This is a genomic window from Affinundibacterium amnicola (assembly GCF_014284275.1).
GTDB lineage: Bacteria > Pseudomonadota > Gammaproteobacteria > Burkholderiales > Burkholderiaceae_D > Undibacterium > Undibacterium amnicola.
The window spans coordinates 377,937-400,302 of sequence record NZ_JACOFU010000002.1 but is presented as its reverse complement, the minus strand read 5'-3'; the positions used below and the strand labels follow the sequence as shown (position 1 = coordinate 400,302).

The 22,366-nt window shown below is 45.8% G+C and carries 22 protein-coding genes; 14 read left to right on the top strand and 8 right to left on the bottom strand.

Annotated elements, in window-relative coordinates:
* Window positions 1–59: 59 nt before the first annotated feature.
* Window positions 60–1,535 (bottom strand): cryptochrome/photolyase family protein, encoded by a 1,476-nt coding sequence (locus tag H8K33_RS06025; protein ID WP_186890090.1) that lies wholly within the window; start codon window positions 1,533–1,535, stop codon window positions 60–62.
* 257 nt (window positions 1,536–1,792) lie between these two features.
* On the opposite strand from H8K33_RS06025, the gene H8K33_RS06020 reads away from it, so the two are divergent.
* From H8K33_RS06020 to H8K33_RS06000, 5 genes are all read left to right on the top strand, one after another.
* Window positions 1,793–2,392, top strand: a complete 600-nt coding sequence (locus tag H8K33_RS06020; protein WP_246443409.1) for a YqgE/AlgH family protein — start codon at window positions 1,793–1,795, stop codon at window positions 2,390–2,392.
* The gene (gene ruvX / locus H8K33_RS06015) at window positions 2,392–2,820 is read left to right on the top strand and encodes a Holliday junction resolvase RuvX (protein ID WP_186890088.1); all 429 of its coding nucleotides are present in this window, start codon (window positions 2,392–2,394) and stop codon (window positions 2,818–2,820) included. Before H8K33_RS06020 ends, ruvX begins: the two co-directional genes overlap by 1 nt.
* Before the next feature lie 119 nt (window positions 2,821–2,939).
* Window positions 2,940–3,905: an aspartate carbamoyltransferase catalytic subunit gene (locus H8K33_RS06010; protein ID WP_186890087.1), complete on the top strand. Its 966-nt coding sequence runs from the start codon at window positions 2,940–2,942 to the stop codon at window positions 3,903–3,905.
* Between the two features lie 79 nt (window positions 3,906–3,984).
* Entirely contained in the window at window positions 3,985–5,268 is a 1,284-nt protein-coding gene (locus tag H8K33_RS06005; protein ID WP_186890086.1) for a dihydroorotase, read from the top strand.
* 131 nt (window positions 5,269–5,399) lie between these two features.
* A complete protein-coding gene (locus tag H8K33_RS06000; RefSeq protein WP_186890085.1) occupies window positions 5,400–6,143 on the top strand; it encodes a lysophospholipid acyltransferase family protein in 744 nt (247 codons plus the stop codon).
* Between the two features lie 12 nt (window positions 6,144–6,155).
* On the opposite strand, the gene H8K33_RS05995 is transcribed toward H8K33_RS06000, so the two are convergent.
* The 6 genes from H8K33_RS05995 to H8K33_RS05970 all read right to left on the bottom strand — a co-directional run bounded on the left by H8K33_RS05995 (window position 6,156) and on the right by H8K33_RS05970 (window position 12,409).
* Window positions 6,156–6,821 carry a hypothetical protein gene (locus tag H8K33_RS05995; protein WP_186890084.1) on the bottom strand — a complete coding sequence of 222 codons (666 nt, stop codon included), beginning with the start codon at window positions 6,819–6,821 and terminating at the stop codon, window positions 6,156–6,158.
* A gap of 292 nt (window positions 6,822–7,113) precedes the next feature.
* Entirely contained in the window at window positions 7,114–7,950 is an 837-nt protein-coding gene (locus tag H8K33_RS05990) for a symmetrical bis(5'-nucleosyl)-tetraphosphatase (RefSeq protein WP_186890083.1), read from the bottom strand.
* A complete protein-coding gene (gene hemH / locus H8K33_RS05985) occupies window positions 7,950–9,056 on the bottom strand; it encodes a ferrochelatase (protein ID WP_186890082.1) in 1,107 nt (368 codons plus the stop codon). Before hemH ends, H8K33_RS05990 begins: the two co-directional genes overlap by 1 nt.
* Window positions 9,057–9,127: 71 nt before the next feature.
* A complete protein-coding gene (recN, locus tag H8K33_RS05980; protein WP_186890081.1) occupies window positions 9,128–10,774 on the bottom strand; it encodes a DNA repair protein RecN in 1,647 nt (548 codons plus the stop codon).
* Window positions 10,775–10,893: 119 nt separating this feature from the next.
* Complete coding sequence (locus tag H8K33_RS05975) at window positions 10,894–11,787, bottom strand: NAD kinase (RefSeq protein ID WP_186890080.1); 894 nt, start codon at window positions 11,785–11,787, stop codon at window positions 10,894–10,896.
* A 142-nt stretch (window positions 11,788–11,929) separates the two neighbouring features.
* Window positions 11,930–12,409 (bottom strand): GNAT family N-acetyltransferase, encoded by a 480-nt coding sequence (locus H8K33_RS05970; RefSeq protein WP_222613308.1) that lies wholly within the window; start codon window positions 12,407–12,409, stop codon window positions 11,930–11,932.
* A 143-nt stretch (window positions 12,410–12,552) separates the two neighbouring features.
* Here H8K33_RS05970 and H8K33_RS05965 point away from each other — a divergent pair, with 143 nt between their 5' ends.
* The 4 genes from H8K33_RS05965 (at window position 12,553) to H8K33_RS05950 (ending at window position 16,137) form a co-directional block, all read left to right on the top strand.
* Window positions 12,553–13,770: an FAD-dependent oxidoreductase gene (locus H8K33_RS05965; protein WP_186890079.1), complete on the top strand. Its 1,218-nt coding sequence runs from the start codon at window positions 12,553–12,555 to the stop codon at window positions 13,768–13,770.
* Window positions 13,771–13,832: 62 nt separating this feature from the next.
* Complete coding sequence (locus tag H8K33_RS05960) at window positions 13,833–14,537, top strand: HAD family hydrolase (RefSeq protein ID WP_186890078.1); 705 nt, start codon at window positions 13,833–13,835, stop codon at window positions 14,535–14,537.
* Window positions 14,538–14,595: 58 nt separating this feature from the next.
* Entirely contained in the window at window positions 14,596–15,627 is a 1,032-nt protein-coding gene (gene hrcA / locus H8K33_RS05955) for a heat-inducible transcriptional repressor HrcA (RefSeq protein WP_186890077.1), read from the top strand.
* A gap of 87 nt (window positions 15,628–15,714) precedes the next feature.
* Complete coding sequence (locus H8K33_RS05950) at window positions 15,715–16,137, top strand: response regulator (protein ID WP_186890076.1); 423 nt, start codon at window positions 15,715–15,717, stop codon at window positions 16,135–16,137.
* 128 nt (window positions 16,138–16,265) lie between these two features.
* Here H8K33_RS05950 and fur read toward each other — a convergent pair whose 3' ends face one another.
* Complete coding sequence (gene fur / locus H8K33_RS05945) at window positions 16,266–16,694, bottom strand: ferric iron uptake transcriptional regulator (protein WP_186890075.1); 429 nt, start codon at window positions 16,692–16,694, stop codon at window positions 16,266–16,268.
* A gap of 124 nt (window positions 16,695–16,818) precedes the next feature.
* Here fur and H8K33_RS05940 point away from each other — a divergent pair, with 124 nt between their 5' ends.
* The 5 genes from H8K33_RS05940 (at window position 16,819) to leuS (ending at window position 22,149) form a co-directional block, all read left to right on the top strand.
* Window positions 16,819–17,346 (top strand): outer membrane protein assembly factor BamE, encoded by a 528-nt coding sequence (locus H8K33_RS05940; protein ID WP_186890074.1) that lies wholly within the window; start codon window positions 16,819–16,821, stop codon window positions 17,344–17,346.
* 13 nt (window positions 17,347–17,359) lie between these two features.
* Window positions 17,360–18,166, top strand: coding sequence for a 4-hydroxy-tetrahydrodipicolinate reductase (gene dapB, locus H8K33_RS05935; protein WP_186890073.1), 807 nt, complete (start codon window positions 17,360–17,362; stop codon window positions 18,164–18,166).
* A 26-nt stretch (window positions 18,167–18,192) separates the two neighbouring features.
* Window positions 18,193–18,852: a MotA/TolQ/ExbB proton channel family protein gene (locus H8K33_RS05930; RefSeq protein ID WP_186890072.1), complete on the top strand. Its 660-nt coding sequence runs from the start codon at window positions 18,193–18,195 to the stop codon at window positions 18,850–18,852.
* 9 nt (window positions 18,853–18,861) lie between these two features.
* A complete protein-coding gene (locus tag H8K33_RS05925; RefSeq protein ID WP_246443374.1) occupies window positions 18,862–19,347 on the top strand; it encodes an ExbD/TolR family protein in 486 nt (161 codons plus the stop codon).
* 120 nt (window positions 19,348–19,467) lie between these two features.
* Entirely contained in the window at window positions 19,468–22,149 is a 2,682-nt protein-coding gene (leuS, locus tag H8K33_RS05920) for a leucine--tRNA ligase (protein ID WP_186890071.1), read from the top strand.
* Window positions 22,150–22,366 lie beyond the last annotated feature (217 nt).

Genomic DNA, 22,366 nt, shown 5'->3' with positions numbered 1-22,366 from the left:
ATAGCTAGTGATCGTAAAAACGCCTCGAGAATATCGAGGCGTTTTTATTTGTGTATGAATTAGGTTGGTGCGATTTTTTTGACCACGCTATATCGTTCCAATGTCTTTTGACGGGCAAGATCGTGGGCCACAATCGGATGTGGGTAATTAAGCCCGAGTTGAATATTCGCCGCCGTTAACTCAATGGGACTTAGCTTCCAAGGTGCATGGATTTGCTTGGGATTGAGGCTGGCTAATTGTGGTAAATAGCGTCGTATAAACTTTCCTTCGTGATCAAATTTTTCTGATTGTGTAATCGGATTAAAAATACGGAAGTAGGGCTGTGCATCGCATCCAGTTGATGCTGCCCATTGCCAACCGCCATTATTGGCAGACAAGTCGAAATCATTCAAATGTAATGCAAAATAAGCCTCCCCCCAGCGCCAGTCGATGCCAAGGTCTTTGACCAAGAAACTTGCAACGACCATGCGCAAGCGATTGTGCATGTAGCCAGTTTGATTTAACTGTAGCATGGCGGCATCGACTAAAGGATAGCCAGTTTTGCCATCGCACCAAGCTTGAAACATATCCTTGGCAGATTGACCGCTTTCCCATTGAATTGCATCATATTCTGGTTTGAATGCGCTTCCAACAACGCGAGGATTGTGGTGCAAGATCATGAAGTAAAAGTCGCGCCAGATCAGTTCGGAGAGCCAGACGCTTGCACCTGCTAAAGTATTCGCAATACGAATATGACGTATTGCTTGGCTAACCAAATAGCGAATGGATACCGTACCGAATCGTAAATGAACAGAAAGATACGAGGGGCCTTTAATTGCCGGGTAATCACGCGCGTCACCATATTGATCGATTCGCGTTAGGAAATCATCTAATAGCTTGGCGCCAGCTTGCATGCCACCATGAAGCTTGAATGTTTGTTCATCAAGCGATTCGAAGCCCATAGCTGAAAGTGTCGGCATCTCAGTTGCGACGTGTTTGGCAAAATGCGCAGCATATTTTGCGATGGGATAAGGCTTGAAATAGAAATCTGGTTCGCCATCGGTTTCAGAGGCCAATTTCTTTAACCAAGCATTTTTGTATGGGGTAAAAACAGAAAACGGTTTGCCTGCCAAGCTTAATACTTCATCGATTTCAAAAATCACCTGGTCCTTGCAAGCGATGAGCTGGCAATTGAAGCTGGCTAAACCTTGTTGTACCACTTGGTCACGTTGAATTGCCGCCGGTTCGTAGTCGCGATTGACGAATACTGCATCTATCGCTAATTCTGCAGCAAGACGTGGAATTTCTTCAGTTGGATCGCCATACAATACAATCAGGTGAGTGCCTATTGCCGCTAATTCTTCGCGTAATTCTTGCACGCTCTGATGAATAAATTGCACGCGGCGATCACGCTTTGGTAATGCTTGTAAGATGGTCTTGTCGAAAACAAATACGCAATAACAAGATGGTGATTGTTTTAAGGCTTGATACAGCGCTGCGTTGTCGAAATGGCGTAAATCACGGCGAAACCAGACTAAGCTTTTCGTGTAAGTCATATTTTCAATTAGCTAATTTATTAGAGGGCGATGCGAACACTTTTTATGATATTGATATCGATTGGGATCGTATGTTCAGGATTTTCTATCAGAGCGAGACCATAGCACAGATCATAAAACTCGACTAAAACTGATAAAATACAGGGATGAAGAAGCGAACACCCATAAACTCCCCAGTTGAGGACTTTGATGACGAGGAAATTGAACTCCTTGCGCATGATTTTTCCGATACTTTAGAACAAACAATTCAACGTAACATGGGTACCTCAAGTGTAGACACTGAAGACCATGCACTCAATCTCAGCAATCATTTCTTGATTGCTATGCCTAGTATGCTTGATCCGATTTTCGGTGGCACTGTCATTTATCTGTGTGAACACAATGCGCGTGGTGCGATGGGTATGGTGATTAATCGTCCTACAGATATGACGATTGCCGAATTATTTGATCGTATTGACTTGCAATTAGAAATTATTCCTAACTCACATCCATTAGGACAAAGGCCTGTGCTGTTTGGTGGTCCGGTGCAAAGTGACCGTGGATTTGTGTTGCACGCTAATGTCGGTCAATTTTCATCTTCGCTTAAAGTCAGTGATGATATTTCCTTCACCACATCTCGTGATATTTTAGAATCGCTTGCTGCAGGTGAGGCGCCACAACGCTTGCTATTGAGCATCGGTTATGCTGGGTGGGATGCGGGTCAACTAGAAAAAGAAATACTAGCGAATGGCTGGTTAACGGTGCCCGCCGATTTGGGTGTGATGTTTGATACCCCAGTGGAAGAGCGTTTCGATGCAGCGATGAAATTACTAGGATTCGATCCGCTCATGCTTGCCTCCGTTGCGGGGCATGCTTGATGGCAACGCTAGATTCGACCAACATCAGCGGCGTTATCCTAGCGTTTGATTTTGGTTTGAAACGTATTGGTGTCGCCGTTGGCAATACCTTGATCCGTCAAGCCCAAGCATTAACCATTATTAGTGCACCAAGTAATGATGCGAAATTTGAGGCACTTGCTGAGCTCATTCAGGAGTGGCAACCAGCCTTGTGTGTGGTAGGTTTGCCTATGCATCCTGATGGTGCTGCGCATGAAATGACGGTGCGTTGTCAGCGATTCGCGAATCAATTGCATGGGCGTTATGGCGTCAAAGTCGTTTTGGTGGATGAGCGATATTCTTCCGCTGTTCTGCAGGCGAAGCAGGGTGAAAGAATCGATGATCAGGCTGCTGCAGTGATATTGCAGCAATATTTTGATCAGACCGAAGGTGTTGGCAATCGCACTTAATGTAATGGGAAAAATGGCGTTCCATTGTGTGCAGTCTTGTGATGAAAAATGATGAATAGCTGCAAAGCTTCAGATGTAAAGCACGCAGTGTATCCTCTAAAATAATTTGAAGAGCAATGATGAAAAATCCACAGTTAAATAAAAATGGCGAACTACAACACTTGTTGGGCATCGATGGCTTGCCGAAATCGATAATCAATCACATTCTCGATACTGCCTCGTCTTTTGTCAGTATCGGTGAGCGTGAGTTGAAGAAGGTTCCGCTGATGCACGGTAAGAGTGTATTCAATTTATTCTTCGAAAATTCTACCCGCACCCGTACGACATTTGAAATCGCGGCTAAGCGTTTGTCAGCTGATGTCATCAATTTAAATATTGCTGCATCCAGTGCCAGTAAAGGTGAATCTTTATTAGACACGATCGATAATTTGGCAGCGATGCACGCGGATATGTTTGTGGTACGTCACGCGACTTCAGGCGCACCATTCTTGATTGCACAGCATTTAAACGATACCAAACAACATCACGTCCATGTGGTGAATGCAGGCGACGGACGACATGAGCATCCGACACAAGGCTTGTTGGACATGTACACCATCCGTCACTACAAAAAAGACTTTAGTAATTTGACCGTGGCGATTGTCGGTGACGTCTTGCACAGCCGAGTCGCCCGATCTGATATTCACGCATTGACTACCCTGGGTGCCGCAGAAGTGCGCGTGATTGGACCACGTACTTTGTTGCCTGGTGGTTTGGAACAAATGGGCGTGCGTGTGTTTACTAACATGAACGAAGGCTTGCAAGGCGTTGATGTGGTGATCATGTTGCGCTTACAGAATGAACGTATGAATGGCGCTTTACTGCCATCGACCCAAGAATATTTTAAGCAGTATGGTTTGACGCCAGAGCGCTTGGCGTTGGCGCAGCCAGATGCCATCGTGATGCATCCAGGTCCGATGAATCGCGGTGTAGAAATTGATTCAGCGGTAGCTGATGGTCCGCAAGCTGTGATCTTGCCGCAAGTGACTTTTGGTATCGCGGTGCGGATGGCCGTGATGAGTATTGTTTCTGGTAGCAATGCCTAAAATATTCCGCATATCAGATCAAGTTAAGATAACAAGCTAAGACAACAAGTTAAGACAAGAATTTTCGGAAAGAACGTAAATGAATCTTCATATTAAAAACGGTCGTGTGATCGATCCTGCGAGTGGTTTGGATGCAGTGAAAGATGTCTTCATCAGCACTGGTAAAATTGTTGCTGTTGGTGTTGCTCCCGCTGATTTTGTTGCGGCACAAACGATCGATGCCGGTGGCTACGTTGTCACAGCAGGTTTTGTGGATTTGAGTGCGCGACTGCGTGAGCCTGGTTTCGAATACAAAGCAACCTTAGAATCAGAATTGCAAGCAGCTATGCGTGGTGGTGTTACCAGCCTAGTCTGCCCGCCAGATACCGATCCTGTGTTAGATGAAGCGGGTTTGGTTGAAATGCTAAAACAACGTGCCAAGATGCAGCACAAAGCGCATGTTTACCCACTTGGTGCGTTGACAGTTGGATTGCATGGACAAAATCTGACTGAAATGGCGGCCTTGACCGAGGCAGGGTGTGTAGGTTTTTCGCAAGCAGAAGAACCCATTGTTGATACCAATGTCTTGCAACGCGCCTTATCGTACGCAGCGACTTTTGCTTACACGGTGTGGCTTCGTCCACAAGATGCTTTTGTCGGTAAAGGTGGTGTTGCGCATAGCGGTCCCTTGGCATCACGTCTTGGTCTGTCAGGTGTGCCTGTGATGGCAGAAACGATCGCGATGCACACTTTGTTTGAATTGATGCGCGCAACTGGAGCACGCGTGCATTTGTGCAGAATTTCTTCCGCTGCTGGTTTAGAATTAATTCGCCAAGCGAAAAAAGAAGGTTTGGCATTGACTTGTGATGTTGGAATCCACCATGTGCATCTGACTGACACGGATATTGGTTACTTTGATTCAAATGCAAGGCTAACGCCGCCGTTACGCAGTCAGCGCGATCGTGATGCGATTTTAGCGGCATTGGCTGATGGCACCATTGATGCGATTTGTTCGGACCATACGCCAGTCGATGACGATGAAAAAGCATTGCCATTTGCCGAAGCATCAGCAGGTGCGACTGGTTTGGAGTTATTGTTGTCTTTGGCAGTGAAGTGGTCTGATGATAGCCGTGGTGCGATTAGTTTGGCACAAGCCATTGCTAAGATCACTTGTGACCCGGCTGCTTTAGTCGGCTTAGCGTGCGGTCAGCTGAAAGTTGGTGCGGCGGCAGATATCTGTATCTTCGATCCTGCGGCGCGTTGGACTGTAAAGGCGGATGCGCTAGTGAGTCAAGGTAAACATACGCCATTTATTGGTTATGAATTACCTGCCTTGGTGAAGGCGACGATCGTTGATGGCCGTGTTGCTTACAGCACCTTATAAGCATGAAAGCGAAATTCCCTTAAAAATAAAATTGAGGGAATTTTAAAAACTGAAAGTAATACAAAATCACGCTTTCGTCTTTTTCGCACTGTCTGCATTTCTTTTTTAAATTTATTTCTACTTGGTGATCCATGCCTAAATTGCGTTTCGCCCGCGTCTTATTGCACGTTCTGACTGGCGTATGCACTTGTGCTTTTATCTTTCCTTGGATCTCTGCACCAAAACGTGACGCCTTAGTGCGTCGATGGTCGCATCAATTACTCAGTCTATGTAAAGTCCGCGTTAAGTTCATTGATCAAAGTGGCGGACAGCTTGCCGATCACGCTTTGATTATCGCCAATCATGTGTCGTGGTTAGATATTTTTGTGATCAATTCCTGGCAAGCTTGTCACTTCGTGGCAAAAGCCGATATTCGCAGTTGGCCGATCGCAGGTTGGTTAAGTGCACAAGCAGGCACGATCTTTTTAGCGCGAGGCAAGCAACGTGAAGTGCGCCGCATTTACGAAGGCTTAGTACATCAATTAGAACAAAACAAACGCATCGCTTTTTTCCCTGAAGGCACGACCGGGGCACAAGGTGGTCTCTTACCTTTTCACGCGAATTTATTTGAAGCTGCGATTGAAGCTAAGGTGCCAGTTTTGCCTTTTGCAGTGCGTTATGTTGATGCGCAAGGACAGCTACATTCCGCGGCGGATTTTATAGGCGAAATGACTTTTGCCGAGAGTATGAAATTGATTCTGGCAGCAGGTGAAATCACTGCTGAATTGATTCAATTACCAAGTATACCAACCGAAGGCGCGCATCGTCGTGAGCTTGCACTGGCATCACGTCAAGTGGTTGCGGATGCGTTGGGCGTGAACATTGAAACGCTGTAAATGCACAAATAATTAAGCTGATTCTATTGCTGCCAATGCATTGAGCAGCTTCGCAGGTGAATCCACATACAAATAAACTGTACGAATATCTGGACGAATTGAGCTAAATTCTTCAAAGTAGATTTGATTCCCTTGGTCAATCGTAGGTTTAAGTTGAAGAATTATATTGGGGCTATCAAACGGTGTGATTTTGATAGAACCAATATTGGATCCAAGAAGGGGCATATTTCTTGGGTCGAACAGTGCAACTTGAGCGATTGCACAAAGTGGTATTTTTGCTTTTGCTCGTGCACCAAGTTGGAGAACTAAGATGTTATTTTCTATCGTGTGCACCGCTTTTCCCATTAGACGTTTGTCGCCGATTAGGCTGGTGATCGTCAATATGGCGGCAAGTATCGTTACTAGATGAATGATGTTGCTAGTGCTAGGATTCAGTTTAAGTAAATTTACGAGCAATAAAGAAAATGGAATTTCGCCAAGACATGAAACCACAGCGATGGCAAAAAGGCTGGAATACATGCCGTTTTTTAAATAAGTGAATTCGTTTGTTTTTGTTGTTTCTAAGGTAATACTTGAATTGCGCCAACAGGCTTTTTGTATTTGTAAAAAGCTACGTATCCATCCACGGAATTCAGCGGGGAACAGTTCGTAGCTGGCTAACCAAAATTTTTTTGACAAACGATAACTATTTTTTGCTCTTGTCCAGTTGGCTGGTGTGTCGATCAATTCTTTGGCGGAGCACGCCAATAAAAAAATAAGTAATAAACCATCTCTGACATTGTGTCGTAACGAAACGTTTGTAATGAACTTGCTGGCAAATAGTGATGTTAGTAGTGCAAAGCCTAACAACTTGAAATAACTACTCCATCGAATTTGCGAAATGAGCGATATTATTTTAAATGTGAAATTTGATATTGGGTTTGGCGTCATTTTTTTCTTATCGGTATGGCTGAAGATGGCAAGGGATGACTTAAAACGGCACCTGATGCTGTGGACCTTGCACCTGTAAAACCAGTCGATCAGATAATCGTACAGCAGTCAATGGACCGCCCCACACGCAGCCCGTGTCGAGACTAATAAGATTGTCGCGCAAAACTAATCCCAGCGTTGACCAGTGCCCGAAAACGACTGTGCAGTCTTGGCTTAAGCGTTCTGGCAAATCGAACCACGGAAGTAAATGTTCGGGTGCTTTGGCGGTGCCTTCTTTGAGATCAAAGTCCATACTGCCATCCGCATGACAAAAACGCATCCGAGTGAGGGCGTTGATGATGCAACGTTGACGTTCTGTACCTTGAAGCTGATCGTGCCAAATGACTGGCGTGTTGCCGTACATATTGCGTAGCAAGTCTTGCCATCTTTCGCTACGCAATTCGATTTCGATTTCTTGCGCTAGTTTGAGTGTTTTTACTTTATCCCAATTGGCGAAAACGCCAGCATGTACTAGAAGATGTTCGCCGATGTCTAATGCCATCGGTCGATGGCGCAGCCAATCTAATAACTCTTCCCTATCGTCTGCTGCGAGTATCGCGCCTAGCGTATCGCTACGATGTAATTGCCGAGCACCGCATGCGACTGCAAGCAGGTGCAAATCATGGTTGCCTAATACTGATTCTGCACGCGCCCCTAAGCCTTTGATCAAACGCAAGGTGTCGAGTGATTTTGGTCCGCGATTGATCAGATCGCCAGCAAACAGTAAACGTGCTTGCGGTGTTATTGCATCGATTTTGGCTAGTAATTCAACTAGCTGATCGTAGCAGCCTTGTACATCGCCAATGACATAAGTGCTGGTGGACATCTTTGTGGACATCAGTGATCGGCACCGAATCGTTTTGCTTCGCTACGGCTAATTAATGCATTTTGTTTTTCTTGTTCGCGCATACTGGTCGTGACCATCGTTGGCCAACCAATTAAATGTTGTTCGCTGATTTCTGCTAAGGCACGTAAGGCGTCAGGCGATTCATTTAAACAAGGAATGTAATTGAAGGTTTGACCGCCAGCAGTTAAGAAAGCCTGACGTACTTCAATGGCAATTTCTTCCAATGTCTCTAAACAATCTGCTAAAAAGCCAGGGCAAACGACGTCGATGCGCTTGATGCCCTGCTTAGCTAGTGCTTGCACGGTTGGTTCGGTGTACGGTTGCAGCCATTCGGCACGCCCTAAGCGTGATTGAAAAGTGACGACATAATCTTCCTTACTCAATCCTAATTGTTCGGCTAACAGGCGTGCAGTTTTATAGCATTCACAGTGATACGGATCGCCACGCAATAAAAATGCTTTCGGTAATCCATGAAAACTCATGACGAGTTTTTCTGGTTTTCCATTTTGTTCCCACGCGCGCAGAATAGAATTTTTTAATGCATGGATGTAGCTGGGGTGATCGTGATAATGCTTAATGAATCGTAGCTCAGGTACATTTCTGGTTTGTTGATAATGTTGTGTGATAGCGTCAAAATTCGAGGCTGTGGTAGTCGCTGAATATTGTGGGTAGGCAGGTAAAATTAAGATGCGTTCATAGCCCTCTGTCTTCAGTTGGGCTAGCACTTCTGGGATAGACGGCGAACCATAACGCATCGCGTGGACGACGTTTACTTCATGTCCACGTTCACCCAGATAGCCTTTGAGTAGCACTGCTTGTTTGCGTGTATGAACGAGTAAAGGCGAGCCTTCATTCGTCCAGATGGAAGCATATTTTTCTGCTGATTTTTTGGAGCGGAAAGGCAATATGATGAAGTTTAAAATCATCCACCAAACAGCGCGCGGAATTTCAACGACACGTTGGTCCCACAAGAATTGTTTCAAATAACGTTTGACCGCATTGGGCGTTGGTGCATCTGGTGTACCGAGATTAATTAAGACGACGGCCGTCTTTACGAGCTTTCCGTGTGCGTAATCAGGTTCTTTGAGGAATGTCATGGCGAACTTTCATTGATTTGAGTGCGTTGATTTTTTGTGCGAAAAGTTAGCGCTATCGAAGTCGTTAAGTTTTATAAAGCGAGTAGTTCGCGAGCATGTTTGCGCGTGGTTGCGGTAATCTCTAAGCCACCCAACATGCGTGCGATTTCTTCCACGCGTTGTTTATTATCCAGTGCATGAATTTGCGAAAAGGTTTTATTATTTTCTTGCGTTTTGCTGACTTCAAAGTGCTGATTGCCCTGGCTGGCAACTTGCGGCAAATGGGTCACACACAATACTTGTCTGTCTTGACCTAGACGTTTCAATAAACGCCCGACGACTTCTGCAACAGCACCACCGATACCGCTATCCACTTCGTCGAAGATGAGTGTAGGCGTGGCCGTAGCACAAGATGTAATCACCGAGATTGCTAAAGAAATGCGGGCTAACTCACCTCCGGAGGCGACTTTTGCAAGTGGCCGTAATTGCACACCAGCGTGCCCGGCGACCATGAACTCAATATTTTCCAAGCCGCTGGCACTTGGTTCGCAGGCGACCAGGTCAACCGCGAAACGACCACCCGCCATGCTCAAGTCTTGCATCGCATTGGTGACTGCTAGCCCTAAATCACCTGCGATAACTTGTCGTTTTTCGCTGAGCATTTTTGCCTCTTTCAGGTAAGCTTGAAAGGCCAGCTCTTCCTGTTGTTTCAATGATTCGATGTCAGACGCACCCGATAGTTGCGCTAATTGCTGCCGCAAATTTTCTAGCTCATAGATCAAACCTTCTGGTTCGACGTGAAAGCGTCTCGCGGTGCTGTGTAGGTTTTCTACCCGCTGTTCAACTTGTCGCAATCTAGCCGGATCAAGTTCGACACGGTTGAGATAGTCGTTTAATGCGTAGGCACATTCTTGAAGATTGATGCGCGCTGATTCGAGTGATTCTAGAATGGGTTTGAGTTTATTGTCATACTCTTCTAATCTGCCGAGTTTTTGTAGTAATGCAGATACTTGCGAAAGGACAGGGTGATCCGATTCAGAAATCGTATCCGCCGCTTCTTGTGCGCCCTCTAATAAGCTGGCGGCATGCGCTAAACGGCTATGTTCTTGTGTGATTTCATCCCATTCCCCTTTTTTGAGTTGCAGTTTGTCGAGCTCGCCAACTTGCCATTCCAGGCGCTGACGTTCTTGCAGGATGTTTTTCGCGTTCTGTTCGAATTCTTCGCGTTGCTTCGCCAAATTACGCCAGTGCTTGTATAAGCTACCGACCTTACTGGTCTGGCTTTGTAAGCCAGCCTGCATGTCGAGTAAATTCCGCTGCGCTTCACTTTTTAGTAATGATTGATGCGCGTGTTGGCCATGAATGTCCACCAGATATTCACCGAGTTCACGTAGTTGGGCTGCGGTTGCACTGATACCGTTGATATAAGCTTTAGAGCGCCCAGCATTGTCGATCACTCGACGTATCAAAAGTTGTCCGTCTTCGGCATTGAAGTCATGTTCTAGTAGCCAAGTCGAGGTGGCGGAGTTGCAAGAAAACTCGGCGCTGATATCGGCCTTTTGTGCACCTTCTCGAACCATGCTGGCATCACCACGCCCGCCCAAAGTTAATGCAAGCGCATCGATCAAAATGGATTTGCCAGCACCAGTTTCACCGGTAAATACGGTAAAGCCAGCAGAAAATTCTAGTTCTATCGCATCAACGATAACAAAATCACGAATCGCAAGCGTACGCAGCATAGGTTTTCATCTGTATGAGTGAGTTGAGGTGAGGGCGCAATTGCGCGTATTTTACCTCAGGGTATCGAGTGCAGTGCGACAAAATACTGTATTTATTCACAGGACTTTGCGGGACAAATTTAGTTCAATGCACCTTCCACTGACGGGTATTCATTCCAGTGGAGTTTTTCGCGCAGAGTATGGTAGTAGTTCCAATCCTCTGGATGCAAGAAGGTGATGTGGTGGGTAGATCGACTGATAATAATTTTATCTTTATGATTGAGATTGGCAAAAGATTGCATATCAAAGTTCACACTAGCATCACGTCCTGCTACGATTTCAACGCTGATGACACTGGTTTCTGGTAAAACAATCGGACGATTGGATAAAGCATGTGGTGCAATTGGCACCATTACGATGCCACCCAAACTTGGATGAAGCAAGGGACCGCCAGCTGAAAGCGCGTAAGCGGTAGAGCCGGTCGGTGTTGATACAATCAAACCATCAGAGCGTTGGTTGTACATAAAATGTTGATCGACCTCGACTCGCAATTCAATCATGCCTGAGCCTGCACCCCGGGATAAAACGATATCGTTAAAAGCGACCCCACTAAAAATCTGTTCACCATCGCGAACCACGATGGCTTCTAGCATGCAACGCTGTTCTGCGATGTGCTCACCATTCAAAATTTTCATCACGGCAGGAATCATTTGGTCGCGCGGAATATCGGTAATGAAGCCGAGGCGTCCTTGATTAATTCCGATCAATGGTACGTCGTAAGGCGCCAATTGACGCGCAATTCCCAACATAGTGCCATCGCCACCAAGTACGATGGCAATGTCTGCAGTACGCCCAATGTCTGCGACGGATAGCGCTGGAAAATCATTTAAGGCTAAATTGTGTGCTGAATCATGATCAAACAAAGCCGTGTGACCAGCAGCACTGAGGGAGTGCGCTAATTCATTTAAAGATTCACCCATGCCAAGTGCATTGTATTTTCCGATCAAGGCAATGGTTTTGGGTGTTGTTGTCATAGGGCATATGTGAAGATAGGGAGAAGGCTTTAGATTACACTATTCTTCGCCAATTGGATGTGTCCAATGATTAAAGTGATCTTAAAGAATGCGCTTTGTTGTGACTAAGCATTGGCTAGCCATTTGCGAGCATGGTCGATCCTCATGCATCAGTCGGTGAAACCAGCTGATCTTGTAAGTCAAGGAAATAATAATATTCGCTATTCCTCAGGTAGCCCAGTGATTCATACAAACTTTGTCCTTGGTGATTGTCGTGCGTGGTTTCGAGAAACAAGCCCTTGGCGCCTGTCTGTATCGCGAATGCCCTGGCACGCAACATGAGTTGTCTTGCAACACCTAAGCGTCTGGCCGATTCGGCGACATATAAGTCATTTAAGATCCAAAGGCGTTTAGCAGAAACAGATGAGAAGCTAGGGTAGAGTTGGACAAATCCTAGCCCTTGATTTGTCTGGTCAATTGCAAAGAAAATGTTTGATTGTTGTTGCTGCAATCGTTCATGCAAAAATTTTTTAGCTAAGTGTAGATCACTTGCTTGTTGGTAGAACACACGATAGGCATCAAACAGGGGAGCGATCAAGTCGACGTCATGCACGCTGGCTTGTTGTATGGTGAAAGGCATCATAAATTTTTCAAGTTGATTTTGATTGGATATGGGAATGGCGGATTTGCGAAATCATTGGCCGATGAATTTCCAGCTTAAATTAACAAACTAATCTATCTGCCGCTAATCGTATAATGAACACAACTTAAATTCATTATTTTTTTATGGCACATTTTGTTATTGCAGGTGCTGGAATCGCCGGACTTGCTAGCGCTATTTTACTGACCCGCCAAGGACAAAAGGTAAGTATCTTTGAACAAGTTGCTGACCCCATCCCGGTAGGTGCAGGTCTGTTGTTGCAGCCTAGCGGGCAAGCGATGTTGGACAACTTAGGCTTGCTCGGTGAAGTTCGTGAGAAGGCTGCTGTGGTACATAGTTTGGAAGGATACTCTGGTTCTTGGAAGACACTAGATCTACACTACGCGTCGGTGCAACAAGACTGGCATGGCTTGGGTATACATCGAGCGCATTTGCATCAAATTTTATGGAATTGTGCACGTGATTTGGGTGTCACTATGCATTTGGGAAATGGTGTCTCTGATTTTGAGCTGCATTCCGGTCAAGTTCTAGTGCATCATCAACTTGGGGAATTGGTGGCAGATGGTTTGATCGTTGCAAATGGAACGCGTTCGTCTTTGCGAGATCGTTTGCAACTAAAGCAGAGGCACCGACCGTATCCTTGGGGAGCTTATTGGGCCGTATTAGATAAAGAAGACTGGCCATTTCCACACATATTGATGCAACGCTATCGTGGTGCCCGAGTTATGCTGGGAATCTTGCCAACTGGGTTGAACCCTCTTACACAGAAAACTTGCTATTCCTTGTTTTGGAGTTTGCCTAAATCATCGTTGGATGCCTATCAGCAAGCCGGTATGGTTGGATTGGTCACGCGTATTGCTGAAATTTGGCCTGAAGTTGCGGATTGGCTGGCCAATTCAACGCAGACGACAGTAGCGGTAGCGGAATATGCCGATGTCAGGCTGTCGTCCTATCATCAACAAGCGGTGGTTGTCTTGGGAGATGCCGCGCACGCGATGAGTCCACAGTTGGGGCAGGGTGCAAATATGGCTTTGATTGACGCTACGGTGTTGGCGCAGTGTCTAGAACAATCTACCGGTGGGCGTCATGATGTTGGGCCTTCCCAAATTCACGAAGCTTTCGCGCAATTTTCGACACGTCGTCGTCGACACATCGCTTATTATCAAATGGCGAGTCGCATCATGACACCCTTATATCAATCGCATTATCCGGTAGGCTGGTTGCGTGATATAGGGACAGTTGCGGGGCGTCATCTGCCTGCAGTGTATCGCCAATATATGTTGACTTTATGTGGCGCGAAACAGTCGGTTTGGGACTTGCGCGCATTGAATGCCAACTTGTAAGGTATTGGGAAAATTAGAAGCGCATTTTTGATTACACTGCAGCACCTATTTGACACAATTTTATGATGACTATCAAAGCGCTGATTTTCGACCTGGACGATACATTGTGGCCTGTGGCACCGGTGATTCAACAAGCCGAAGCAACTTTGCATGCATGGATTGCCCAACAGCTTCCAGCACTTGCTTCGACGTATTCGATCGATGCTTTACGTGAGCGGCGGCAGGCTTTGGTAAAGACAGATGCGCGATTTAGCTATGATTTGTGGGCTTTACGCCATACTTTGTTAAAACAGGTCTTTGCAGAACATAATGCATCGCCTGATCTGGCAGATCAAGCGATGCAAGTGTTTGCCCATGCACGTAATCAAGTCACTTTTTTTGCCGATGTCATGCCCGCTCTTGGCGTGTTGAAAGACAGCTACCAGCTGGGCTCAATTTCTAATGGGTTTGCAGATATTGAGGCGATAGGTTTGGGTAATCATTTTTCTGTATCTTTGGCCGCACACACTTTTGGTTGTGCAAAACCTGATCCCCGCATATTTTTGGCCATGTTAGAGCACTTGCAATTAGCACCAAGTGAAGTGATGTATCTGGGGGACGATTTGCGCCTGGATGTCGCTGGAGCACAGCAAGTCGGTATGCGGGCAACTTGGGTCAATCGTCGCGGTATGACATTGGCAGAGACAGAACATGCTGATGTTCAGCCCGACTTTATCGTAAAAGACTTGCAAGAACTGTTGCGCGAACTCAATCTAAGTGTTCGATGATTGTTGGCATATTGCAAAAAACAATGCGTTTCTGCGACAGCTAGCCTAAAATAAAACTATGCAACTCGATAATCGCGCTCAAACTCTCTTAAAAGCCCTGGTGGAACGGTATATTGCCGACGGCCAGCCAGTTGGTTCACGTGAACTTTCCAAGATATCTGGTTTGGAATTGTCACCGGCAACCATTCGTAATGTGATGTCCGATCTGGAGGAAATGGGATTTGTCACCAGTCCGCATACCTCATCTGGTCGCATCCCCACTCCGCGTGGTTATCGCGTGTTTGTGGATCAGCTATTGACGGTGCAAGAGCTTGATGAGTCTGTGCTTGAAAGTGCTTTAGGTGCACGAATGCCATCGTCGATCATTGCTGGGTCACCACAAAAGATCATTGCTAATGCAGCGCAAGTGTTGTCGTCATTGTCGCAATTTGCTGGTGTGGTCATGACAGCCCGGCAAGAGTCGGTATTTAAACAGGTTGAATTTTTACGCTTGTCAGAAAAGCGTATCTTACTCGTGGTCGTTGCACCGAATGATGAAGTGCACAACCGCTTATTGTTAACTGATGTCGACTACACACCGTCGCAATTAATTCAAGCCGCTAATTATTTGAATCAAAATTTTGGTGGGCAAAGTTTTGATCAGGCACGTGTGAATATCAAACGCGAGCTGCGTGAGCTGCAAGGCGATATGAATCGTTTGATGCACGCGGCCTTGCAAGCTGGTAGCGAAGCGATGGCCGAGAGTAGCGAGGATATGGTCATTTCAGGTGAGCGTAATTTGCTCAATGTCAGTGATTTATCATCGAATATGACTTCTTTACGTCGTTTGTTTGATTTGTTTGAACAAAAGAGTGGTTTAATGCAGTTATTGGATGTCTCTAGTAATGCTTCTGGCGTGCGTATTTTTATCGGCGGCGAATCTCAACTGGTTCCAATGGAAGAGATGAGCGTTGTTACCGCACCCTATGAGGTCAATGGTAAAATTGTTGGGACGTTGGGGGTGATCGGTCCTACGCGTATGGCTTATGAAAGAGTGATACCAATTGTTGATATTACCGCTAAACTCTTGTCAAATGCGTTGAATCATTGATTGTCCCTTCAATTGCTTCATTAATTGCTTGGTGAGTTTGGAGACGCAATGAATTCACTAGGTATAAAATAATTTTTCGTATAAAAAATGGCAGACTATAAAGATATTTCCGTATTGATTGTCGACGACAATGATATGACACGTGAAACTCTACGTGTTATTTTGCGCCATGATGGCTATAACGTGGTTGGTGAAGCCTTGGATGGCGATAGCGCACTAGAAATGGCAACGCGACTGAAGCCGGATGTTATTCTGCTAGATGTTGTCATGCCTAAAGTCAGCGGAATTGAGGCATTGAAAAGCATACGCATGGTAATGCACGATGTATTTGTGTTGATGGTCACTGCAAATACCGATCAAGAAGTCGTGGCGGAAGCGGTTAAGAGTGGAATTAGTGGCTATATTATTAAGCCATTTAACGCTAAAAAAGTATTGGATACCGTGGAAAAAGTGGTAGATAAAGTCCGCGCTAATCGCAAGCAGAAGGCAGCAAATTCTGGTGTGAATTGATCCACAAAAGTGGTTTCGTGAACGCGAATATTTTTGCGTAATGAATTTAGTAATATAAAAAAGCGGGCATCTAACCCGCTTTTTGTATTTTTGCGCTGGCAATTGGGAATTTTTTAAATTTGTAGTGACTATTTCTTATTCGCGCAATTCACTTTGGTGCAGTTGCCATACAGAGCAAGAGAATGCTCTGCAATTGCAAAACCACGCTCCTCAGCGATTGCATGTTGGCGTTTTTCGATTTGATCATCAAAAAATTCTTCCACGCGACCGCAATCCAAACAGACTAAATGGTCGTGATGCGAACCTTCATTCAATTCAAAAATCGCTTTGCCTGATTCGAAGTGATTGCGATGCAATAACCCCGCTTGCTCGAACTGGGTTAATACGCGATACACCGTCGCCAGCCCGACATCCATATTTTCAGTCAATAAGATTTTATAAACATCTTCAGCAGTTAAGTGACGCACGGTGCTACTTTGAAAGATTTCTAAGATTTTCAAACGTGGCAGAGTCGCTTTTAATCCGCTCGCTTTGAGGTCAGGCGTGTTATTTGTCATGTTTTCATTCAAAAGAAGGCTAAGTGCTTTATGATATCGGGTTTTGGAGCTTAGTAAGAAATTTCTGTTATCTTATCTGAAGTTTCTTGGTTCGACATTTTTGCTTGAAAATTTGAGGTAGTTTATGCGATTCACCCGGTTTACAAAAAGTCCTAGTCAATTTGCCTTGTTATCTGTGACATCGTTGTTGGTGTTGCTATCTGGTTGTGCAACTCAAAAAACAGAAATCGCAGAAGCGGATGCGAACGCGGTTAAGGGAACACAAATCGTTAAGCCAACAGGTGTTGGAAAACTATTTGGTTTGATTTCACCTTATCGTATCTCCATTCAGCAGGGTAATTTTGTTTCGCAAGAGATGGTTTCTCAATTAAAAGAAGGCATGACGCGTGAGCAGGTGCGATTCTTATTGGGCACTGCGCTATTGACCGATATGTTTCACGAAGATCGTTGGGATTATCCTTTCCGTATGTTAAAGCCAGACGGTGAAGTGATTTCAAGCCGCTTGGCAATTTTCTTTAAAGATAATACTGTGGCGCGCTTCGAAGGTGGCAATTTGCCAACCGAGAAAGAATATCTTGCGCATATCACCAGTTCTGCGATTACCTCGCGCAACGAATCGATGCCAACTGAAGAAGCTCCTAAGAAAAAATAAGTCGAGTTAAATTATGTCTAGTATGAAAATCGCTGTGGCCGGTGCTTCTGGTCGCATGGGTAAAATGTTGATTGAAACGATAGCGGCAGCTGATGATGCACGCTTGACAGGTGCTTTGGATATTCCGCAATCCGCGTTTTTGGGTACAGATGCTGGTTTGTCATTGGGTAAAGTGACGGGGGTTCAAATTGAATCTGATTTTGCAAAAGCACTGGCCGATGCCGAATTTTTGATTGACTTTACACGTCCTGAAGGCACCTTAGAGCATCTGAAATATTGTGCCGAGCACGGCATCAAGATGATCATTGGTACCACCGGATTTGATGATGCAGGTAAGGCAGCGATTGCTGATGCAGCGAAGAAAACCGCCATTATGTTTGCGCCAAACATGAGTGTTGGCGTGAATGTAACGATGAAATTGCTAGAAATGGCAGCCAAGAGTTTTTCGCATGGTTACGATATCGAAATCATCGAAGCCCATCATCGTCATAAAATCGATGCGCCATCAGGTACGGCACTTAAAATGGGCGAAGTCATTGCCGATACTTTAGGTCGTGATTTGAAAGAAGTTGGCGTGTTTTCACGTGAAGGCGTGACCGGTGAGCGTGATCCATCTTCCATTGGTTTTGCGACCATACGCGGGGGTGATATTGTTGGTGATCACACAGTCTTGTTTGCAGGCATTGGTGAACGTGTTGAAATCACGCACAAATCATCAAGCCGCGTCACTTATGCGCATGGTAGCTTGCGTGCTGTACGCTTCTTGGCGGATAAGCAAACCGGTTTGTTTGATATGTACGACGTGCTGGGTTTGAATTAAATTAAGTCTGGGATAGAGATTCGCTTATGCCGATTACGCTTAGCCAATATTGGATGCAATTAGACGATTTAGGTCGTGCAGTTGCCGTGTTTCTGATTCTAATGTCGCTAGTGAGCTGGTTCACGATTTTTTCTAAGTCCTGGTCTTTCTGGCGTATCCGCCGCAGCACGAATGCGCTACATGTATTTTGGAATGCGCCAACGATAGAAGATGCGGTCACTTTGCTTGATGCGCTTGATGTTGAAAATATTTATACGCCCTTGGCCAAACAAGGCTTGATTGCAGCCAATCCACAAAGCAGGGCGAAATCGATTATGGCAAAAACCGATGCCACCGATGTGATGACGCGCGTATTGCGAGAAGAGCTGAATCGCGTGACGGTACGTTTGGAATCGGGCTTAACCTTGCTTGCATCGGTTGGTGCGACTGCGCCTTTTGTTGGATTGCTGGGAACTGTGTGGGGCATTTATCATGCGCTGACCGCAGTCTCAGGTTCGACCGCGATACAAATTGATCTGGTTGCCGGACCTGTGGGTGAGGCGCTGGTGATGACGGGCTTGGGTTTGATCGTCGCGATTCCAGCAGTGCTTGCTTACAATGCCTTCAATCGTATCAATCGCATCACGTTTGCCGAGTTAGATGGCTTCGCTTTTGATTTGCATGCCCATTTAACCAAAACCAATTAAGCTAATCTTATGGGATTTGGTCAATTTAAAAGCTTAGGCGGACGATCTGGCAAACCTTTGGTGGCGATGTCGGATATCAACGTTACTCCTATGGTCGATGTGATGTTGGTTCTGCTCGTAATTTTTATTATCGCGGCGCCCTTACTGAATCACGCGATACGTTTAGATTTGCCTCAAGCAGAAGCGCAAGCGATACCGCAAGATGTCAAGACGATTACTTTGTCTTTTAATGCGGATGGCAAATTATTTTGGGATACAGAACAAGTCTTGATCGATGACGTCGGTCAACGATTTGCCTTAAGTGCAAAGCAAAAACCACAACCGGAAATTTTATTACGCGCCGATAAATCGACGCGTTTTGAGTTGATTGCGCAAGTGATGTCCGCAGCACAAAGTCATGGCTTGAATAAAATAGGTTTTGCCACTGAATCAAAGTCAGCAAGCTCAGCCTCCAAATCTTCCTCGCCTATCTCGTCAAATCTGCTTAAAAAGTAAGATCAAGCGGGCTTTTTCTCGGCGTATTCCCTCAAATAAGCATGCTTTAGCCTTATAATCTAAGGTTCAAGTAAGCATCGCCTTTCCCCAAATTTCATTTATTTCTTCAATAGAATCGTCATGCAAGAAAAATATAGCCCAGCAGAAGTTGAACAAGCCGCCCAGTCACATTGGACCGAATCAAACGCGTTTAAAACCGTGGAAAATGATCCACGTTTTCCAAAAGGTAAATACTACGCCTGTTCTATGTTGCCATACCCATCTGGCAAGCTGCATATGGGGCATGTGCGTAACTACACCATCAACGACATGCTGGCGCGTCAATTACGTATGAAGGGTTATAACGTTCTAATGCCTATGGGCTGGGATGCGTTTGGTTTACCAGCAGAAAATGCAGCGATTGCCTACAAAAAATCGCCAGCGGAATGGACTTACGCGAATATCGAAGATATGAAATCACAAATGCAGCCTTTGGGTTTGGCATTTGACTGGTCACGCGAAGTCGCGACTTGTGATCCAGATTACTATCGTTGGAATCAGTGGTTGTTCTTAAAGATGCTGGAAAAAGGCGTTGCCTACAAAAAAACGCAAGTGGTGAACTGGGACCCGGTTGATCAAACTGTATTGGCGAATGAGCAGGTGATTGATGGCAAAGGTTGGCGTTCAGGCGCCGTGGTTGAAAAACGCGAAATTCCGGGCTATTACTTCGGTATTACGCAATACGCAGAAGAGCTTTTGTCCAGCATCGATCAACTCGATGGCTGGCCAGATCAGGTGCGCACCATGCAGCGTAACTGGATCGGTAAAAGCGAAGGCGTGCGTTTTGCGTTTAGCCATGAGATCAAAGACGAATCTGGTGCCTTGGTACAAGACGGCAAAATGTATGTCTTCACTACGCGTCCTGACACGATTATGGGCGTCACTTTCTGCGCAGTCGCGGCAGAACATCCACTCGCCACAGTCGCTGCAAAAAACAATTCTAAGTTAGCCGCATTCATTGAAGAATGCAAAGCTGGTGGTACGACCGAAGCTGAAATGGCGACCAAAGAAAAAGAAGGATTGCCTACAGGTTTATTCGTTACCCATCCTTTGACGGGCGAACAGGTTGAAGTTTGGGTCGGCAATTATGTCTTGATGACGTATGGCGACGGCGCAGTGATGGGTGTGCCTGCGCATGATGAACGTGATTTTGCGTTTGCGAACAAGTATAAAATTGAAATTAAACCTGTTTATCGCAGCATCATCCTTAAAGATAAGAACCGAGGTGAGAGACAAACTGTTGACGATGCTTCAGTTGAATTTGATTCTAGTAATTGGCACGATTGGTATGGTGATAAGTACGATCTTTCCTTATCTACTTTTAATAGCGGTAAATACGACGATTTGACATTCAAAGACGCTTTTGAAGCTGTCGCCGCCGACCTCGTCGCCAAAGGCGTAGGTGAAAAGAAAACCACCTGGCGTTTGCGCGATTGGGGTATTTCTCGTCAACGTTATTGGGGCACACCTATCCCTATTATCCATTGCGATGATTGCGGTGATGTGCCTGTACCTTACGAAGATTTGCCAGTGGTATTGCCGACTGAATGTATCCCTGATGGTTCAGGTAATCCATTGAAAACGCATGCGGCTTTCTTGAACGTACCTTGCCCGAAATGCGGTAAGCCAGCACACCGTGAAACTGACACCATGGATACCTTCGTCGATTCCAGCTGGTACTTCATGCGCTATACCTGCCCAGATGCAACGACGATGGTCGACGAGCGCAATGACTATTGGATGGCGATGGATCAATACATCGGCGGTGTAGAACATGCGGTTCTGCATTTGCTGTATGCGCGTTTCTGGACCAAGGCGATGCGCGATATGGGCTTGGTGAAAATTGATGAGCCATTTAAAAACTTATTCACGCAAGGTATGTTGCTCAACGAGTCTTATTATCGCGAAGAAGCGAGCGGTAAAAAGCTTTGGTTCTATCCAAATGAAGTTGAAGTGCAACACGATGAAAAAGGCCGTCCAATTTCTGCCAGTTTGAAGAGCGATGGTCAGCCTGTGCAAATGGGTGGCATTGAGAAAATGTCCAAGTCCAAAAATAACGTGGTTGAACCAAAAGACATCATCAGCCAGTTTGGTGCAGATACGGCACGCCTGTTCACGATGTTCGCAGGTCCGCCAGATCAAAGTGCTGCGTGGAGCAGCAGTGGTGTGGAAGGTGCATCACGTTACTTGCGCCGTCTGTGGGCGACAGCCTTGAAATTTTCACCAATTATTGCAGCAGGTGTAACTCCAGCAGCGAATTATGCGGCGGATGTGAAAGCTCTGCGCTTTGAAGTACATAGCACCTTGAAACAAATCGATAGCGATTATGACCGTTTGCAGTACAACACCGTGGTATCTGGTGCGATGAAATTGTTGAACACCATTGAATCGTTCAAATCCGAAGCAGAAGGTTCTGCCGCAGCGGTACGCGAAGCCTTCGGTATTTTGTTACGCGGTTTGTATCCAGTCTGCCCGCATATTACGCATGCTTTGTGGAATGAACTTGGCTACGTACAAGACTTAGGCGGCATCATCGATGCACCTTGGCCACAAGTCGATGCTGCAGCTTTAGTGCAAGATGAAATCGAATTGATGGTGCAGGTTAACGGCAAATTGCGCGGTAGTATCAAGGTGGCGAAAGATGCTGACAAAGCGACTATCGAAGCGGCGGCGGTGGCAAACGAAAGTGCGGCACGCTTTATCGAAGGTGCGCCGAAGAAGATCATTGTTGTGCCGGGTAAGTTGGTGAATATTGTTGTTTGAGTTTAAGCGGCTTCGTCGCTGAGAATTGTCCCCTCTCCCGCTAGCGGGAGAGGGCTAGGGTGAGGGTAGTTCAGAAACGACGAAATTATTCAGAGGCGAAAAACAGTGTGCAATACCGCCTGTCGCCTTCAGTAATTTTACCCGAAGCTGATTCTCCCTCATCCCCGACCCTTCTCCCGCTTACGGAAGAAGGGAGTTTGAAATTTCAGTTGTTGAA

Excerpts from the sequence above, each read along its gene's own strand:
- H8K33_RS06025 (WP_186890090.1), bottom strand. The coding sequence starts at position 1,535 with ATGACTTACACGAAAAGCTTAGTCTGGTTTCGCCGTGATTTACGCCAT.
- H8K33_RS06020 (WP_246443409.1), top strand. The coding sequence starts at position 1,793 with ATGGGTACCTCAAGTGTAGACACTGAAGACCATGCACTCAATCTCAGC.
- ruvX (WP_186890088.1), top strand. The coding sequence starts at position 2,392 with ATGGCAACGCTAGATTCGACCAACATCAGCGGCGTTATCCTAGCGTTT.
- H8K33_RS06010 (WP_186890087.1), top strand. The coding sequence starts at position 2,940 with ATGAAAAATCCACAGTTAAATAAAAATGGCGAACTACAACACTTGTTG.
- H8K33_RS06005 (WP_186890086.1), top strand. The coding sequence starts at position 3,985 with ATGAATCTTCATATTAAAAACGGTCGTGTGATCGATCCTGCGAGTGGT.
- H8K33_RS06000 (WP_186890085.1), top strand. The coding sequence starts at position 5,400 with ATGCCTAAATTGCGTTTCGCCCGCGTCTTATTGCACGTTCTGACTGGC.
- H8K33_RS05990 (WP_186890083.1), bottom strand. The coding sequence starts at position 7,950 with ATGTCCACAAAGATGTCCACCAGCACTTATGTCATTGGCGATGTACAA.
- hemH (WP_186890082.1), bottom strand. The coding sequence starts at position 9,056 with ATGACATTCCTCAAAGAACCTGATTACGCACACGGAAAGCTCGTAAAG.
- recN (WP_186890081.1), bottom strand. The coding sequence starts at position 10,774 with ATGCTGCGTACGCTTGCGATTCGTGATTTTGTTATCGTTGATGCGATA.
- H8K33_RS05975 (WP_186890080.1), bottom strand. The coding sequence starts at position 11,787 with ATGACAACAACACCCAAAACCATTGCCTTGATCGGAAAATACAATGCA.
- H8K33_RS05970 (WP_222613308.1), bottom strand. The coding sequence starts at position 12,409 with ATGATGCCTTTCACCATACAACAAGCCAGCGTGCATGACGTCGACTTG.
- H8K33_RS05965 (WP_186890079.1), top strand. The coding sequence starts at position 12,553 with ATGGCACATTTTGTTATTGCAGGTGCTGGAATCGCCGGACTTGCTAGC.
- H8K33_RS05960 (WP_186890078.1), top strand. The coding sequence starts at position 13,833 with ATGATGACTATCAAAGCGCTGATTTTCGACCTGGACGATACATTGTGG.
- hrcA (WP_186890077.1), top strand. The coding sequence starts at position 14,596 with ATGCAACTCGATAATCGCGCTCAAACTCTCTTAAAAGCCCTGGTGGAA.
- H8K33_RS05950 (WP_186890076.1), top strand. The coding sequence starts at position 15,715 with ATGGCAGACTATAAAGATATTTCCGTATTGATTGTCGACGACAATGAT.
- fur (WP_186890075.1), bottom strand. The coding sequence starts at position 16,694 with ATGACAAATAACACGCCTGACCTCAAAGCGAGCGGATTAAAAGCGACT.
- H8K33_RS05940 (WP_186890074.1), top strand. The coding sequence starts at position 16,819 with ATGCGATTCACCCGGTTTACAAAAAGTCCTAGTCAATTTGCCTTGTTA.
- dapB (WP_186890073.1), top strand. The coding sequence starts at position 17,360 with ATGTCTAGTATGAAAATCGCTGTGGCCGGTGCTTCTGGTCGCATGGGT.
- H8K33_RS05930 (WP_186890072.1), top strand. The coding sequence starts at position 18,193 with ATGCCGATTACGCTTAGCCAATATTGGATGCAATTAGACGATTTAGGT.
- H8K33_RS05925 (WP_246443374.1), top strand. The coding sequence starts at position 18,862 with ATGGGATTTGGTCAATTTAAAAGCTTAGGCGGACGATCTGGCAAACCT.
- leuS (WP_186890071.1), top strand. The coding sequence starts at position 19,468 with ATGCAAGAAAAATATAGCCCAGCAGAAGTTGAACAAGCCGCCCAGTCA.